The organism is Galactobacter valiniphilus (assembly GCF_003575975.1).
In the GTDB taxonomy this organism is placed as follows: Bacteria; Actinomycetota; Actinomycetes; order Actinomycetales; family Micrococcaceae; genus Galactobacter; species Galactobacter valiniphilus.
In genome coordinates this window covers 163,452-177,669 of the sequence record NZ_QQXK01000001.1, presented here as the reverse complement: position 1 = coordinate 177,669, position 14,218 = coordinate 163,452, and the positions used below count along the sequence as shown (strand labels likewise).

15 protein-coding genes are annotated in these 14,218 nt (G+C 70.6%); 5 read left to right on the top strand and 10 right to left on the bottom strand.

Annotated features, from left to right (window positions below; genetic code table 11):
• Positions 1-40: 40 nt before the first annotated feature.
• The 3 genes from DWB68_RS00870 to arsB all read right to left on the bottom strand — a co-directional run bounded on the left by DWB68_RS00870 (position 41) and on the right by arsB (position 2,891).
• Complete coding sequence (locus tag DWB68_RS00870) at positions 41-1,345, bottom strand: FAD-dependent oxidoreductase (RefSeq protein ID WP_119423239.1); 1,305 nt, start codon at positions 1,343-1,345, stop codon at positions 41-43.
• 68 nt (positions 1,346-1,413) lie between these two features.
• Positions 1,414-1,821 (bottom strand): arsenate reductase ArsC, encoded by a 408-nt coding sequence (locus DWB68_RS00865; RefSeq protein WP_119423238.1) that lies wholly within the window; start codon positions 1,819-1,821, stop codon positions 1,414-1,416.
• Positions 1,818-2,891 carry an ACR3 family arsenite efflux transporter gene (gene arsB, locus DWB68_RS00860; RefSeq protein ID WP_119423237.1) on the bottom strand — a complete coding sequence of 358 codons (1,074 nt, stop codon included), beginning with the start codon at positions 2,889-2,891 and terminating at the stop codon, positions 1,818-1,820. Before arsB ends, DWB68_RS00865 begins: the two co-directional genes overlap by 4 nt.
• Before the next feature lie 145 nt (positions 2,892-3,036).
• Here arsB and DWB68_RS00855 point away from each other — a divergent pair, with 145 nt between their 5' ends.
• Both DWB68_RS00855 and DWB68_RS00850 read left to right on the top strand, forming a co-directional pair.
• Positions 3,037-3,405, top strand: coding sequence for an ArsR/SmtB family transcription factor (locus DWB68_RS00855; protein ID WP_119423236.1), 369 nt, complete (start codon positions 3,037-3,039; stop codon positions 3,403-3,405).
• A complete protein-coding gene (locus DWB68_RS00850) occupies positions 3,402-3,812 on the top strand; it encodes an arsenate-mycothiol transferase ArsC (protein ID WP_119423235.1) in 411 nt (136 codons plus the stop codon). The genes DWB68_RS00855 and DWB68_RS00850 overlap by 4 nt, the downstream gene beginning before the upstream one ends.
• A gap of 9 nt (positions 3,813-3,821) precedes the next feature.
• Here the strand turns inward: DWB68_RS00850 and DWB68_RS00845 are convergent, their stop codons facing one another.
• Positions 3,822-4,211: a hypothetical protein gene (locus tag DWB68_RS00845; RefSeq protein WP_119423234.1), complete on the bottom strand. Its 390-nt coding sequence runs from the start codon at positions 4,209-4,211 to the stop codon at positions 3,822-3,824.
• Positions 4,212-4,405: 194 nt separating this feature from the next.
• On the opposite strand from DWB68_RS00845, the gene clpB reads away from it, so the two are divergent.
• From clpB to DWB68_RS00830, 3 genes are all read left to right on the top strand, one after another.
• Positions 4,406-7,069 carry an ATP-dependent chaperone ClpB gene (gene clpB, locus DWB68_RS00840; protein WP_119423233.1) on the top strand — a complete coding sequence of 888 codons (2,664 nt, stop codon included), beginning with the start codon at positions 4,406-4,408 and terminating at the stop codon, positions 7,067-7,069.
• 158 nt (positions 7,070-7,227) lie between these two features.
• Entirely contained in the window at positions 7,228-7,461 is a 234-nt protein-coding gene (locus DWB68_RS00835; protein ID WP_119423232.1) for a DUF3073 domain-containing protein, read from the top strand.
• A 348-nt stretch (positions 7,462-7,809) separates the two neighbouring features.
• Positions 7,810-8,781 (top strand): Sir2 family NAD-dependent protein deacetylase, encoded by a 972-nt coding sequence (locus DWB68_RS00830; RefSeq protein WP_119423231.1) that lies wholly within the window; start codon positions 7,810-7,812, stop codon positions 8,779-8,781.
• Between the two features lie 398 nt (positions 8,782-9,179).
• Here the strand turns inward: DWB68_RS00830 and DWB68_RS00825 are convergent, their stop codons facing one another.
• The 6 genes from DWB68_RS00825 to DWB68_RS00800 form a co-directional block, all read right to left on the bottom strand.
• Positions 9,180-9,377, bottom strand: coding sequence for a hypothetical protein (locus DWB68_RS00825; protein ID WP_147391537.1), 198 nt, complete (start codon positions 9,375-9,377; stop codon positions 9,180-9,182).
• A 245-nt stretch (positions 9,378-9,622) separates the two neighbouring features.
• Positions 9,623-10,771 carry a phosphoribosylformylglycinamidine cyclo-ligase gene (gene purM / locus DWB68_RS00820; protein WP_119423229.1) on the bottom strand — a complete coding sequence of 383 codons (1,149 nt, stop codon included), beginning with the start codon at positions 10,769-10,771 and terminating at the stop codon, positions 9,623-9,625.
• A 70-nt stretch (positions 10,772-10,841) separates the two neighbouring features.
• Positions 10,842-12,389 carry an amidophosphoribosyltransferase gene (purF, locus tag DWB68_RS00815; RefSeq protein ID WP_119423228.1) on the bottom strand — a complete coding sequence of 516 codons (1,548 nt, stop codon included), beginning with the start codon at positions 12,387-12,389 and terminating at the stop codon, positions 10,842-10,844.
• Between the two features lie 12 nt (positions 12,390-12,401).
• Entirely contained in the window at positions 12,402-12,776 is a 375-nt protein-coding gene (locus tag DWB68_RS00810; RefSeq protein ID WP_119423227.1) for a hypothetical protein, read from the bottom strand.
• 64 nt (positions 12,777-12,840) lie between these two features.
• Positions 12,841-13,206: a sterol carrier family protein gene (locus DWB68_RS00805; protein WP_119423226.1), complete on the bottom strand. Its 366-nt coding sequence runs from the start codon at positions 13,204-13,206 to the stop codon at positions 12,841-12,843.
• The gene (locus DWB68_RS00800; protein ID WP_119423225.1) at positions 13,206-14,210 is read right to left on the bottom strand and encodes an asparaginase; all 1,005 of its coding nucleotides are present in this window, start codon (positions 14,208-14,210) and stop codon (positions 13,206-13,208) included. The genes DWB68_RS00805 and DWB68_RS00800 overlap by 1 nt, the downstream gene beginning before the upstream one ends.
• Positions 14,211-14,218: the final 8 nt, after the last annotated feature.

Sequence of the window (14,218 nt, the reverse complement as noted above, 5' to 3'; positions counted from 1 at the left end):
GGAGCCGTGGCCCCGGGGCACCGCGACCGGCCGTGCCGGGTCAGGAGCAGCACCCGCCGTCGGCGTCCGTGGAGCACACGCCCGTCTCCGGCAGCACGAGCTGCACCAGGCGCGCGGCTTCGTGGTTGCCGGCCAGGTCGGCCGCGATCGAGCGGACCTGCTCGTAGCCCGTCAGGAGCAGGAACGTCGGCGCGCGTCCGTAGGACTTCATGCCGGCGATGTAGAGGTTGGCGTCGGGGTGCGCCAGCTCGGCGACGCCGTGCGGCTCCACCGAGCCGCACGAATGCAGGTTGGGGTCGATCAGCCCGGCCAGCGCGCGGGGCGCCTCCACGACGTCGTCCATCGCGAGGCGCGTCTCGCGCAGGAAACCCAGCTCGGGGCGGAAGCCCGTGGCCGCGACCGCCTGGTCAGCGGCCAGCGTGAACCCGGCCCCGCGGCGTCGTCCGGCGAGGTGAAGCTGGTCCCCGGCCACGCGCGCGTGGTCGATCTCGAAGGAATCCACGAGCTCGATCACGCCGTCGCGGACGAGCGCCTGCAGGTCGGTGCCGAGCTTGCCGCGGGCCTCGAGCTCGTCCGCGGCCGAGCCATAGACGCGCGTGGGGCGCGCCGAGCGCACCACCCACGTGACGCGCGTGCCGTCGTTCGCGCGGACCAGGTTGGCGAGTTTGAGCAGGGTGTTGGCGGCCGAGTGGCCCGCGCCGACGACCACCGTGTGGCGGCCGGCGAAGCGCTCGCGGTCCGCGCCGAGCACGTCGGGCAGCGCGCCGAGGATGCGGGCCTCGGCCGCCGCGTCGGTGATGGACAGGCCGGAGGACAGGATTGAGTTGGGCTGCTCGAAGGTGCCCGAGGCGTCGATGACGGCCCGCGCATTGAGCGTGCGCTGCCCGCAGCACTCGGAGAGCTGCAGCTGGAACGGGGCGCGCGAGCGGCCGGCGCTGCGCGTGCGGTCCATGCCTTCCTTGGACACGCCGGTGACCCTGGTGCCGTAGCGGATGACCGCCTCGAGCTCGGGGGTCTGCGCGAGCGGCAGGAGGTAGTCGCGCAGGAATTCGGCGCCGCTGGGGTTCTTGGCCGCCTCCGGCGCCTCCCAGCCGTGCTGCTCCAGGAGCCGCGTCGCGGCGTCGTTCACCACGTACTCCCACGGGGAGAAGAAGTGCGTGTGGCCCCAGCGCTCGATCGAGGCCCCGGCCCGCTGGCCGGCCTCCAGCACGACGACGCTCTGGCCGCGTTCCAGCAGCTCGGCCGCCGCGGCGAGGCCCACGGGGCCCGCCCCGATGATCGCGACGGGCAGGCCCGTGAGGCGGGGGTTGGTGGCGGCGGGCGGGACGTTGATCTGGAGGGTCATGAGCTTTCCTGTGCTGTGTTCGGGGTGGTGCGGCTGGGCGGCGCTTGAGTGGTGCCCGGCGGTGAGGCTCAGGCGGGGAGGATCTCGGCGACGAGCGCCTCGACCCGGGCCTTGATGTCGTCGCGCACGGCGCGGACGGTGTCGATGCCCTGGCCAGCCGGGTCGGTCAGCTCCCAATCCTCGTAGCGCTTGCCCGGGAAGATGGGGCACGCGTCGCCGCAGCCCATGGTGATGACCACATCGGAGGCCCGGACGTCGTCCGTGGCCAGCGCCCGCGGGGTGTTGGCGGCGATGTCGATGCCGACCTCGTGCATGGCCTCGACGGCCACGGGGTTGATGCCCTCGCCGGGGGCGGAACCGCCGGAGAGGACCTCCACGCGATCGCCGGCGAGGTGGCGCAGCCAGCCGGCGGCCATCTGCGAGCGGCCGGCGTTGTGGACGCAGACGAACAGGACGGTGGACTTGGGCGCGTTCATGCGTTCTCCTTGATGAGCGGGGCCGGGGCCGGGGCGGGTGAAGCGAAGAGCTTGGGGCGCAGCCAGAGGGCCGCGTAGACGAGGGCCACGAGGACGGGGACCTCGATGAGCGGGCCGACGACGCCGGCGAGGGCCTGGCCGCTCGTCACGCCGAAGGTGGCGATCGAGACGGCGATGGCCAGTTCGAAGTTGTTGCCTGCACCGGTGAAGGCGAGGGTCGTGGAGCGGGCGTAGCCCAGGCCAAGCGCGCGGCCGAGCAGGAGTCCGGCGAAGAACACCACGGCGAAGTACACGAGGAGCGGCAGGACGATGCGGGCCACGTCCCACGGCTTGGATAGGACCGCGTCGCCCTGGAGCGCGAACAGGATCACGATCGTGAAGAGCAACCCATAGAGCGCCCAGGGTCCGAGCTTGGGCAGGAACTTCTCTTCGTACCAGGCGCGACCCTTGGCCTTCTCGCCCAGGGTGCGGGTGAGGTAGCCGGCCAGCAAGGGGATGCCCAGGAAGACGAGCACGGAGAGCATGATCGCCCAAACCGAGAACTCGGCCGAGGTGGTCGGCAGACCCAGCCAGGCGGGGAGAATCTGCAGGTAGAACCAGCCAAGCGCGCCGAAGGCGACGACCTGGAAGACGGAGTTCACGGCGACGAGCACGGCGGCCGCCTCGCGGTCGCCGCAGGCGAGGTCGTTCCAGATCAGCACCATCGCGATACAGCGGGCCAGGCCAACGATGATCAGTCCGGTGCGGTACTCGGGCAGGTCCGGGAGGAAGGCCCAGGCGAGCGCGAACATGAACGCGGGTGCCGCGACCCAGTTGATGAGCAGAGAGGCGATCATGAGGCGCCTGTCGCCGAGGACCCCGCCGGTTTCGTTGTAGCGGACCTTCGCCAGGACCGGGTACATCATCACGAGCAGGCCGATGGCGATGGGCAGCGAGACATCGGCGACCTTGATGGAGTCCAATGCCGAGCCGATGCCGGGGACCAGCTTGCCCAGGGCGAGGCCCGCAGCCATGGCGAGCAAAATCCAGACGGGCAGGAGCCGGTCGAGGCTCGACAACCTGCCGTTCATAGCCCCGGCGGCGGGGGGAGTGGGTTGGGCGCGCTGCTGCGCCAAGCGGATCACCTCAAGGATAAATCGACGAACATCGATGTCTTGAGTATGATCCTAGATATCGACGTTCGTCAATCTCTCATCGGTGGGGTGAACTGAAGTCATGACGGCAACACTGAACGGTGCGAGCTCCGCGGTCGCGGAGGCGGCCTGCTGTGCTCCGGCTCCGGGTGCGGGTGCGCTCACACAGGACGAAGCCGTGACGCTAGCGGCCAAGTTCAAGGCCCTGGCCGACCCGAACCGGCTGAAGATTCTGTCCATCGTCTCTTCGTCCGCCGGCGACGAGGCGTGCGTGTGCGACATCCAGGAACCGCTGAATCTCGGCCAGCCTACTGTGTCCCACCACCTGAAGATCCTCGTGGACGCCGGCTTACTCTCCCGCGAGAAACGCGGGGTCTGGGCCTACTACTCCGTGGTGCCCGGCGCGCTCGAGTTCCTGTCCGCCGCCCTCATTCCGCAGGAGTCCAAGTGAGCACCGACCGCCCCTCCCTCGTGTTCGTCTGCGTCAAGAACGGCGGCCAGTCCCAGATGGCCGCGGCTCTCGCGCGGCAACTGGCCGGCGATCGCGTGCGGGTGACCTCGGCGGGAACGAAGCCCGGCGATAAGCTCAACGGCCTCTCCGTGCAGGTGCTGGAGGAATCGGGAGCATCGGTGGCCGGTGAGCACCCCAAGCAACTCACGGAAGCCATGATGCTCGGCGCTGATCGCGTCGTCGTGCTTGGCGAGGAGGCGCTGCTTCCCGAGGTGCCTGGCGTGGCGGTGGAGCGGTGGATCACCGACGAGCCGTCGCTGCGCGGGATCGAGGGGCGCGAGCGGATGGACCTGGTCTTGGCCGACATCCGCCGCCACGTCGAGGCGCTGCTCGCCGAGCTTGACTGAATGGCGTCGCTACGGCCGCTCTGGTGCCATGAACGCCAGCAGCGTGTCTGCATCGGCCTGTCCCATGAGCGCAAGCCGTAGAACTGGTGCTGCGGCGAGGGGAACCAGGTCCAGCCCCAGTCGCTGGCCGGCGGCCAGCAGCTGCGCCCACGTTCCCCCGTTCCGTGCGCCGAGCTGAGCGGCGGTGAAGAGTCGCACGCGCATTCGCCGGGTTTCGGTGGTGGTGACCTGGGAGCGCGTGAGGAGATCTCGCGCGTACCGGTTCAGGCCGACGCCTCTGGCCTCCAGTTCGCCGATAACGTCAGCGCCGCGCAAGGCGTCAAGGTCGATGTCCACCCCGCATTGCACGGGGATTGAGTCGCCCGGGTCCAGCCTGCCCGCCTCACTCTGGCCTTCCATGGCCCCAGCGTACGGTCCCTCAACGCACCGCTCAGGCGTCCCCAGAAATTCACCTCCCCGCCCGGAATATCTCCTGTCACTCCATAGTTGAGTGAAGTAGACTCAAGTTTGAATCCGGGCTCCGCAAGGGACCCGGCTGGACACGCTCCCGCGGCCACCCGCCGCCGGGCCCCAGACGAGGAGAAAGGACAAGCGTGGACGCCAAATTCACCACCAAGAGCCAGGAGGCCCTCTCGGCCGCCGGCACCAATGCCTCCACCGCGGGCAACCCGCAGGTGGAACCCGTTCACCTGCTCAAGGCGCTCATGGACCAGCGCCAGTCGGTGGCCGTTGCGCTCCTCAAGGGCGCCGGCGCCGATCCGGACGACGTCTCAGTCAAGGCCTCCGCGGCCATCAAGGCCCTGCCCTCGTCCTCTGGCTCGTCCGTGGCTCAGGCCCAGTTCTCGCGCGGCGTGCTGCAGGTCGTCACGGCTGCCCAGCAGGCCGCCGAGCGCAACGGTGACTCTTACGTCTCCACCGAGCACCTGCTCATCGGCCTCGCGTCCGATGCCGGCAAGGCCGGCGAGATCCTGCGTGGAGCCGGTGCCACCGTGGAGGCGCTCAACGCCGCCATGGCCACCGTCCGCGGCGACCGCAAGGTGGACACCGCCGACCCGGAGAGCACCTTCGAGGCGCTCGAGAAGTTCGGCACCGACCTGACCGCCGTGGCCGCCTCGGGCGACCTTGACCCGGTCATCGGCCGCGACCAGGAGATCCGCCGCGTGGTGCAGGTGCTCTCGCGCCGCACCAAGAACAACCCGGTGCTCATCGGCGAGCCCGGCGTCGGCAAGACCGCCGTCGTGGAGGGCCTGGCCCAGCGCATGGTGGCCGGGGACGTCCCCGAGTCGCTACGCGGCAAGCGCCTCATCTCGCTGGATCTCGGGGCCATGATCGCCGGCGCCAAGTACCGCGGCGAGTTCGAGGAGCGCCTGAAGGCCGTCCTCCAGGAGATCAAGGACTCCGACGGACAGGTTGTCACGTTCATCGACGAGATCCACACCGTGGTCGGTGCGGGTGCGTCCGAGGGCGCCATGGACGCCGGCAACATGCTCAAGCCCATGCTGGCCCGCGGCGAGCTGCGCCTCATCGGCGCCACCACGCTTGACGAGTACCGCGAGAACATCGAGAAGGACCCCGCCCTGGAGCGCCGCTTCCAGCAGGTCTACGTGGGCGAGCCGTCGGTCGACGACTCGATCGCGATCCTGCGCGGCCTGAAGGAGCGCTACGAGGCGCACCACAAGGTGGGCATCGCCGACTCGGCGCTCGTGGCCGCCGCCGCGCTCTCGGACCGCTACATCACGGGCCGTCAGCTCCCCGACAAGGCCATCGACCTCGTGGACGAGGCCGCCTCCCGCCTGCGCATGGAGATCGACTCCGCGCCGGAGGAGATCGACGTCCTGCGCCGCAGCGTTGACCGCCTCACCATGGAGGAGCTCGCTCTCGAGGGTGAGACCGATCCCGCCTCGGTGGAGCGCCTCGCCGCGCTGCGCGAGGAGATGGCGAACCAGAAGGAGGAGCTCGCCGGGCTCACCGCCCGCTGGGAGGCCGAGAAGGCCTCGCTCAACAGCGCCGGCGACCTGCGCGCCAAGCTCGACGAGCTGCGCAGCCAGGCCGAGGTGGCCCAGCGCTCCGGCGACCTGGGCGAGGCCAGCCGCATCCTGTACGGGGAGATCCCGCAGGTGGAGGCGCAGATCGCCGCCGCCGACCAGAACGCCGACGCCGACAAGGTGGACCGCATGGTCTCCGACGAGGTCACGGCGGACGACATCGCCGAGGTGATCTCCTCGTGGACCGGCATCCCCGCCGGCCGCATGATGGAGGGCGAGTCGCAGAAGCTGCTGCGCATGGAGGACCACCTCGGTGAGCACCTCATTGGGCAGCACGCCGCGGTCGAGGCCGTCTCCGACGCCGTCCGTCGCAGCCGCGCTGGGCTCTCGGATCCGGACCGCCCCACGGGTTCCTTCCTGTTCCTCGGCCCCACGGGCGTAGGCAAGACGGAGCTGGCGAAGTCCCTGGCCGACTTCCTCTTCGACGACCCGCGCGCCATGGTCCGCATCGACATGAGCGAGTACTCGGAGAAGCACGCCGTGTCCCGCCTGGTCGGTGCCCCTCCGGGCTACGTGGGCTACGACGAGGGCGGCCAGCTGACGGAGGCCGTGCGTCGTCGCCCGTACTCCGTGGTGCTCCTGGACGAGGTGGAGAAGGCCCATCCGGAGGTCTTCGACATCCTCCTGCAGGTGCTGGACGACGGTCGCCTGACCGACGGCCAGGGCCGCACCGTGGACTTCCGCAACGTCATCCTGGTGCTGACCTCCAACCTGGGCTCGCAGTTCCTCGTGGACCAGACCCTGGACGGGCAGGCCAAGAAGGACGCCGTCATGAACGTGGTCAACTCCGCGTTCAAGCCGGAGTTCCTGAACCGCCTGGACGACGTCATCATGTTCGACCCGCTCTCCCTCGAGGATCTGGGCCGCATCGTGGAGATCCAGGTCGCCTCGCTGGCCGACCGCCTCAAGCAGCGTCGCCTGCGCCTGACGGTCACCGACGCCGCCCGCGAGTGGCTTGCCCTGACCGGGTACGACCCGGCCTACGGCGCCCGACCGCTGCGCCGCCTAGTCCAGCGCGAGATCGGCGATCGTCTCGCCAAGGAGCTGCTGGCCGGTCACATCGTGGACGGCGACGAGGTCGTCGTCGACGTGGCCGGGGAGGACGCTCACGGCCTCAGCGTGAGCCGCGGCGCGGCCGGAGAGGCCTCCGCGCAGGCTTCCGGCGCGGCTGTTGGCGGCTCGGAGCCGGTCGACGCCGAGATCGTCGACTGAGTCCGCTTTGAGCGAAGGGCCGTCGGGGTGTGCCACACCCCGACGGCCCTTCCTCACCGTGTACGCTTAGGAGCACGGAACATTTACACATCCATTGGGGCCTCTTCCGCTAACACGGGGGACCTGCCCCGATGTCGAGCGAAAAAGGGGGTCACGCCATGGGGCGCGGCCGTCAGAAGGCAAAAGCGACGCGGCAGGCCCGGGAGATGAAGTACTACTCCCCGGGCACAGACCTGCATGCACTCGAGCGAGAGCTGGGGAGCCGCGGGGGTTATCCGCAGCCGACCGAGTGGGTGGAACCCGCCGACGAGGTCGACGAGGATGACGAGTACGCGGAGTACACGTCGAAGTACGATGTCGAGGATGACGAGGACGAACCGCGCCGCGGTTGACGCTCCTTGCTCCTAGGCAAGCGAAAGAGGGCCGCCCGATCTCGGGCGGCCCTTTCGCGTCCCCGGTCAGGCGCTGATGCACGACGGCGGGTGGCCGGGGTGGGCGCCCGGCTGACCGCCGGGCGCGGGGCCGGGGAGGCGCGGGGCCGAGGCCCGGGGGTGTAGCCGGGGCCCGGGCGCGTAGCCGAGGCCCGAGGGCGCGCCGTTCCCCGCCACGCGGCGCGCCGGGGGCAGGCCGGCCGGCTGGGGTGTGAGACTGCTCCCGACAGCGCGATCCGCGGGAATCTGGACCCCGCCGCCGGCGTTGAGATGGTCGCCCGCGTCCGAGCGGTGCAGAAGGAGCCTTTGATGCCAAGCCGTCACGATCCGCAGCCCCAGTTCGAGGACGAGCGCCTCAGCGCCGCTCACCGGGCGGCGCTGCGCAGCCTGGACCGCGTCGTGGAGCACACCGCCGAGCCCACGGAGCCGGCGGTGGCCCGAGAGGCCGTGCTTGAACAGCTCCTGGCGGGGAACGTGCTGCTGCTGACAGGTGCCGGCATTTCAACGGACTCCGGCATTCCCGACTACCGCGGCCCGCAGGGCTCCCTGCGGCGCTCGCGGCCCATGACGTTCCAGGAGTTCCAGGCGGACCCCGAGGCGCGCCAGCGCTACTGGGCCCGCGGATTCGTGGGCACCCGGCTCATGGGCCAAGCCAGGCCCAACATCTCCCACCACATCGTGGCCGATTGGCAGCGGCGCGGGCTCCTCAGCGGGATCGTGACGCAGAACGTCGACGGGCTGCACGCCGCCGCCGGCGCCACCGATGTGGTGGCGCTGCACGGCGACATGCGCTCCGTGATGTGCCTGGACTGCGGCAACGCGGAGCCGCGCGCGTCCTTCGAGCGCCGGCTCGAGGAGGTCAACCCCGGGTACCGGGAATCCGTGACGGCGAGGGTTGGAGAGCTGGACGTCAACGCCGACGGCGACGTCTCCCTCGACGCCGACACCGTGGCCCGCTTCCACACCGTCAGGTGCCTGGTCTGCGGCTCCGACCGGCTCAAGCCCTCCGTGGTCTATTTCGGGGAGAACGTCCCAGCCCCCACGCGCGAGCGTGCCGAGGAGCTCAAGGCCGCCTCGACCTCGCTCCTGGTGGTCGGTTCCTCGCTCGCCGTGATGTCCGGCTACCGTTTTGTCCTGGACGCCCAGAAGCGCGGCCAGCACGTCTCCGTGATCAACGGCGGCCCCGGGCGGGCCGATGCCCGCGTGGAGACCCTGTGGCGGACGCAGGCCGCCCCTGCGCTCGAGGAGCTGGACGCGGCGCTGCGCCGCGCGGGGCGCTGACCCGCGCTGGGAAGGCGACCCCGCGCCGTCGGGCATGGGGGGTGTTCCGGCCCGGCGAGGCCCCGGCCTCAGCCCCGACTTGGAGTGCGAAATGCGCTTAAGGGACGCCGTTTGCGCGCATTTCGCACTCCAAGTTGGCAGGTCGCCGCATTGGCGAGTGTCCTGAGTCGATTCTCAGCGCTCGCGAGTGCGGTGGGTCGCCGAAAACGCCCAGGAGAAGGCACGCGGCGCTCGCGAATCGGTTCTGCTGGCACAAGGCACTCGCTAAAGCTCGAGCTCCCCGAAGAATGCGTGCCGTGTGTCGCTAGGCCGACCGCTTCGCTGCGCATGGCGCGCTACGTCGACGAGGGACGCCACCGACGGCGGGCACTCGCGAGGGGCTCGGAGCGTGGAGCAGGCTAGGAGCGCGCTTCGGCCTGCGGCATCGCGCGGCCCCTGCGCCGCAGGGCCACGGCGGCGAGGAAGCCCGCGTACGCGAGGGCCAGCGCGGGGACGAGGAGCAGGAAGCCGTTGTCGAGCACCTGGTTGAAGGTCAGCGCGAACGCCACGACGAAGCCGATCAGCAGGGCCTTGAGCAATGTCCGGGGATTCTTCACGACTCTCCTTGGTACGGGGGTCCTCACGTTAGCGCACGGCGTGCGCCAGATCTCACGTTCCGGGCAACCGCACCGCGACCGCAGCGACTTTTGCGTGCCTTGCGTCGTGAAAGCGCGGCGCTTGACGACGCAAGTCACGCAAAGTCGCGGGGCAGGCACGGCCGCGCCCACCGCATCGTCCCCGGAAACAGCAAACGGCCCGGCCCCTTCGCGATGAAGGAACCGGGCCGCAGAGCCGAAGCGGATCAGGCCGCGTAGGAGCCCGTCAGGCGCACCGCGCCGCCGTCGACGCCCTTGGCGCCCTGGACGGTCTCGGGATCGGCCAGGATCTCGTCGGAGAGCTCGGTGACCTCACCGGCCACCCAGGCCTTGGAGCCGCGGGTCGCCAGGCGCTCGATCGCGGCGTCGGCCTTGTCGGCCTCCACGATCGCGACCATGCCCACGCCCACGTTGAGCGTGCGCTCGAGGTCGGCCTGCGGCACGTTGCCCAGCTGGGAGACGAGCGAGAAGATCGGGGGCAGTGTCCAGGTGCCGCGGTCCACCGTGGCGGCCAGGCCCGTGGGGAGCACGCGCGCCAGGTTGGCGGCGAAGCCACCGCCCGTGATGTGCGAGAAGCCGTGCAGCGGAGCGATGCCCGCGGCCGGATCCGTGTTCAGGAAGCGCATGAGGTCCAGGCAGTCGCCCGCGTAGACCTTGGTGGGCTCCAGGAGCTCCTCGCCGAGCGTGCGGCCCAGCTCGGAGACCTCGCGGTCCAGGGCCCAGCCGGCGTGGTTGATGACGCGGCGGACCAGGGAGTAGCCGTTGGAGTGAAGGCCGGAGGAGGCCATGGCGATGACGACGTCGCCGGCCTTGACGCGATCGGGGCCCAGCAGGGCGTCGGCCTCGACCACGCCGGTCGCGGCGCCCGCGACGTCGTACTCGTCGGGGCCAAGCAGGCCCGGGTGCTCGGCGGTCTCGCCGCCGACCAGCGCCGTGCCGGCCACCTGGCAGGCGGCGGCGATGCCGGAGACGATCGCGGCGACGCGCTCGGGGATGACCTTGCCCGTGGCGATGTAGTCGGTCATGACGAGCGGCTCGGCGCCGACCACCACGATGTCGTCCACGACCATGCCGACGAGGTCGAAGCCGATGGTGTCGTGCTTGTCCATAGCCTGCGCGATGGCGACCTTGGTGCCGACGCCGTCGGTGGAGGTGGCCAGCAGCGGACGCTTGTACTGCAGGAGCGCCGAGGCGTCATACAGGCCGGCAAAGCCGCCCACGCCGCCGAGCACGGCGGGGGAGTGGGTGGCCTTGATGGAGGCCTTCATGAGCTCGACGGCGCGGTCTCCCGCCTCGACGTCGACGCCGGCCTCGGCGTAGGTGATGCCCTGGGGCTGCGTGGGCTGCTGGCTCATGGGGTGTCGATCCTTTGTGTGGGCCGCGTGTGGGGCCGGTATCGGGGGTCGTGAAAAGGGGTGGGGAAGATCAGGCCGAGGCCGGACGGACGTCCGCTTCGGTCAGGTGCGCGGCGAGCTCCGCATCGGGGCCCGGCTCGCAGCCCGGGGCGGCGGGGCCGCGCTCCAGCAGGTCCTTGCCCAGGTTCTCCGAATCGGGCAGCGGGATCGGGTACACGCCCGTGAAGCAGGCGGTGCAGAGCTTCTCGCGCGGCTGCTGCGTGGCGGCGATCATGCCGTCCTCGCTGATGTAGGCCAGCGAATCGGCGCCGATGGACGTGGCGATCTCGTCCACGGCCGCGCCGTTGGCGATGAGCTCGGCGCGCGTGGCGAAGTCGATGCCGTAGAAGCAAGGCCATTTGACTGGCGGTGAGGAGATCTTGACGTGCACCTCGGCGGCGCCCGCCTCGCGCAGCATGCGCACCACGGCGCGCTGCGTGTTGCCGCGGACGATCGAGTCGTCAACGACCACCACGCGCTTGCCGCGGATGATGGGCTCCAGGGCGTTGAGCTTGAGCTTGATGCCCAGGTTGCGCAGGGTCTGCGAAGGCTGGATGAACGTGCGGCCCACGTAGGCGTTCTTGACGAAGCCGTGCGCGAACGGGATGCCGGATTCCTCGGCGTAGCCGATGGCGGCCGGGGTGCCGGACTCGGGCACCGGGATGACGATGTCGGCGTCCGCCTCGTTCTCGCGGGCCAGCTGGCGGCCCATCTCCACGCGGGACTCGTAGACCGAGCGGCCGTTGATGGAGGCGTCCGGGCGGGCCAGGTAGACGTACTCGAAGACGCAGCCGGCGGGCTTGGCCTCGGCGAAGCGCGTGGAGCGGATGCCGTTCTCGTCGATGGCGATGAACTCGCCGGGCTCGATCTCGCGGATGAAGCTCGCGCCCACGGTGGCGAGGGCGGGCTGCTCGGAGGCGACCACCCAGCCGCGCTCCAGGCGGCCGAGGACCAGCGGGCGCACGCCCTGCGGATCGCGCGCCGCGTACAGCGTGGACTCGTTCATGAAGACGAAGCAGAAGGCGCCGGAGATCTGCGGGAGCAGCTTGAGCGCGGTGTCCTCGAGGGACTCGTTCTCGGGATCGAAGAGCAAGGAGGTGACCAGGGCGGTGTCAGTGGTGTTGCCCTGAGCGATCTCGCCGGCGGGGTTCTCGCCGTGGCGGGCCGTGACCATCGCGGCGAGAGCCGCGGAGTTCGTCAGGTTGCCGTTGTGGGCCAGGGCCACGGTGCCGGAGGCGGTGGGGCCCAGGGTGGGCTGGGCGTTGGCCCACTTGTTCACGCCGGTGGTGGAGTAGCGGCAGTGGCCAACGGCCAGGTGCCCGCTCATGGCGTTGAGGGTGTTCTCGTCGAAGACCTGGGAGACGAGGCCCATGTCCTTGTAGACGTTGATGCGTTCGCCATCACTCGTGGCGATGCCGGCGGACTCCTGTCCGCGGTGCTGCAGGGCGTACAGACCGTAGTAGGTCAGCTTCGCGACGTCTTCGCCGGGTGCCCAAACTCCAAACACCCCGCATTCGTCCTGGGGACCCTTTTCATAGGGTGAGAGATCGTGGTTCAGCAATCCGTCGCCGCGCGCCATGGTTCTAGTCTCTCACGCTTCCTGAGGATCTTCGGTGTCAGTGACGGGCTCCGCCATCACCGTCACCGTGCGGGCCTGCTTGCGGCCGAGGCGATCCATCAGGAGGAAGGCCAGGGCTCCCACAGCGGCCCCCACGATCGCGAAGATCACGAAGAAGAAGCCGAGCAGTGTGCCGAAAGTGAACTCGACGGCCTCGCCGTGAGCCGCGGCGGCCGCGACATTCGATTCGTGGCTGAACCACGCGACGACGAGCGCCACGAGGGCGGCGGCCACCACGCCGGCCCCCAGGAAGGGCCACAGCTTCGGGGCGGTGCGCAGCTCGAACTGCACCTCTCGCGGTCCGGGCGCGGGCACGCCGGTGTCGGTGGGCTCTACGGGGGTGTCCATGACCCCCATCCTACCGGCGGGCACGCGCCCGAGCCGCCCCGCGCCGTCGGGCAGTGGGACAGCCTCAGCGGGTGAGGGGAAGGACCTCCGAGAGGTCTGCCCGGGTGCCGGAGGCACCCACGCGGTGATGCCCGACGGCGTCCGCCCAGCTGAGCTGGCCCGTTGCCAGTTCCAGCCAGGTCGCCGCGTCCATCTCCACCACATTGGGCGGGGTGCCTCGCGTGTGGCGGGGACCCTCGATGCACTGGGTGACGTCGAAGGGCGGGACGCGGACCTCCACCGAGTTGCCCTCGGCCACCTCGGAGAGCTCCTCGAGGAGGTAGCGGACGGCGGTCGCGAGGACGGGGCGCGGCGCAGCGGCGGGATCGGCCCGCCAGGCGCGCACGGCCTCGGCCCCGGTCGCTGCGTCGATGCGGCGGCGGACCGCCATCAGGCGCGGGCCAGGGAGGAGACGGCCTCGGTGGGGACGATGGCGCCCACGGGGTTGCCGCCGCCCAGGACCGGCTTGAGGACCTCGGCGAGGACGGCGTCGACCGCCACGGCCTCGAGCACGCCGAGCGCCTGCAGTGCGCGCAGTCCCACCACGGTGTTGGCGCGCGAGCTGCCGTCCAGCATCTTCAGGGCCAGCGAGGTGCCGTCGGGGGCGCCCAGGATGAGCACGCCCTCCGCGCCGAGCTTGGCCACCACGCCGAGGCGCTCCATGACCACGGTGTTCTCGGCGCCCTCGCCGTGCACGGCCCACGGGTGGGCCAGCATCGCCGGGGCCACGCGCGCGGCCGGATCGTCCGAGCCGTCGGCGGCCAGACGCAACATCTTGGCCGTCGCGCGGGCCAGGCCCACGAGCGGCATCTGCGGTACCGGGGCGCCGCAGCCGTCGATCGCGATGCTTCCGACGGGGGCGCCGGAGAACTCCTCCACGACGTCCATGACGGAGCGCTGCAGCGGGTGGTTCGGGTCCAGGTAGCCCTCGGTGGGCCAGCCGCTGGCCACGCAGGCGGTGAGGAAGCCGGCGTGCTTGCCGGAGCAATTGAAGGCCAGTCGGTTCTTGCCGTTGCCGTCAAGGATGGTCTGGCGGTAGGTCTCGGAGTCCTGCGGGTAGTCCGGCGGGCACCGCAGATCGGCCTCGGAGAGGCCCGTGGCCTCGAGGACCGTGGCCGCGAGCTCCTGGTGGCGGAAGGTGCCGCGGTGCGAGGCGCAGGCCAGGGCCAGGCGCTCGTCGTTGAGCTGCGCGCCGACGCGCAGCGAGGCGATCGCCTGGAAAGGCTTGAGCGAGGAGCGCGCGTAGATCTCGGCGTCGGGGTTGCCGAGGGAGGCGATGAGGGCGCCGTCGCGGTCCACCACGGCCAGCGAGCCGAGGTGGCGGGACTCGATGACGCCGTTGCGGGAGACGGTGGCCAGCTCGACGACGTCGTTCAGGGAGATGGGGTGGCTCATGGTCACCG

Coding starts and splice junctions, on each gene's coding strand:
- DWB68_RS00870 (WP_119423239.1), bottom strand. CDS start 1,345: ATGACCCTCCAGATCAACGTCCCGCCCGCCGCCACCAACCCCCGCCTC.
- DWB68_RS00865 (WP_119423238.1), bottom strand. CDS start 1,821: ATGAACGCGCCCAAGTCCACCGTCCTGTTCGTCTGCGTCCACAACGCC.
- arsB (WP_119423237.1), bottom strand. CDS start 2,891: ATGAACGGCAGGTTGTCGAGCCTCGACCGGCTCCTGCCCGTCTGGATT.
- DWB68_RS00855 (WP_119423236.1), top strand. CDS start 3,037: ATGACGGCAACACTGAACGGTGCGAGCTCCGCGGTCGCGGAGGCGGCC.
- DWB68_RS00845 (WP_119423234.1), bottom strand. CDS start 4,211: ATGGAAGGCCAGAGTGAGGCGGGCAGGCTGGACCCGGGCGACTCAATC.
- DWB68_RS00835 (WP_119423232.1), top strand. CDS start 7,228: ATGGGGCGCGGCCGTCAGAAGGCAAAAGCGACGCGGCAGGCCCGGGAG.
- DWB68_RS00830 (WP_119423231.1), top strand. CDS start 7,810: ATGCCAAGCCGTCACGATCCGCAGCCCCAGTTCGAGGACGAGCGCCTC.
- purM (WP_119423229.1), bottom strand. CDS start 10,771: ATGAGCCAGCAGCCCACGCAGCCCCAGGGCATCACCTACGCCGAGGCC.
- purF (WP_119423228.1), bottom strand. CDS start 12,389: ATGGCGCGCGGCGACGGATTGCTGAACCACGATCTCTCACCCTATGAA.
- DWB68_RS00810 (WP_119423227.1), bottom strand. CDS start 12,776: ATGGACACCCCCGTAGAGCCCACCGACACCGGCGTGCCCGCGCCCGGA.
- DWB68_RS00805 (WP_119423226.1), bottom strand. CDS start 13,206: ATGGCGGTCCGCCGCCGCATCGACGCAGCGACCGGGGCCGAGGCCGTG.
- DWB68_RS00800 (WP_119423225.1), bottom strand. CDS start 14,210: ATGAGCCACCCCATCTCCCTGAACGACGTCGTCGAGCTGGCCACCGTC.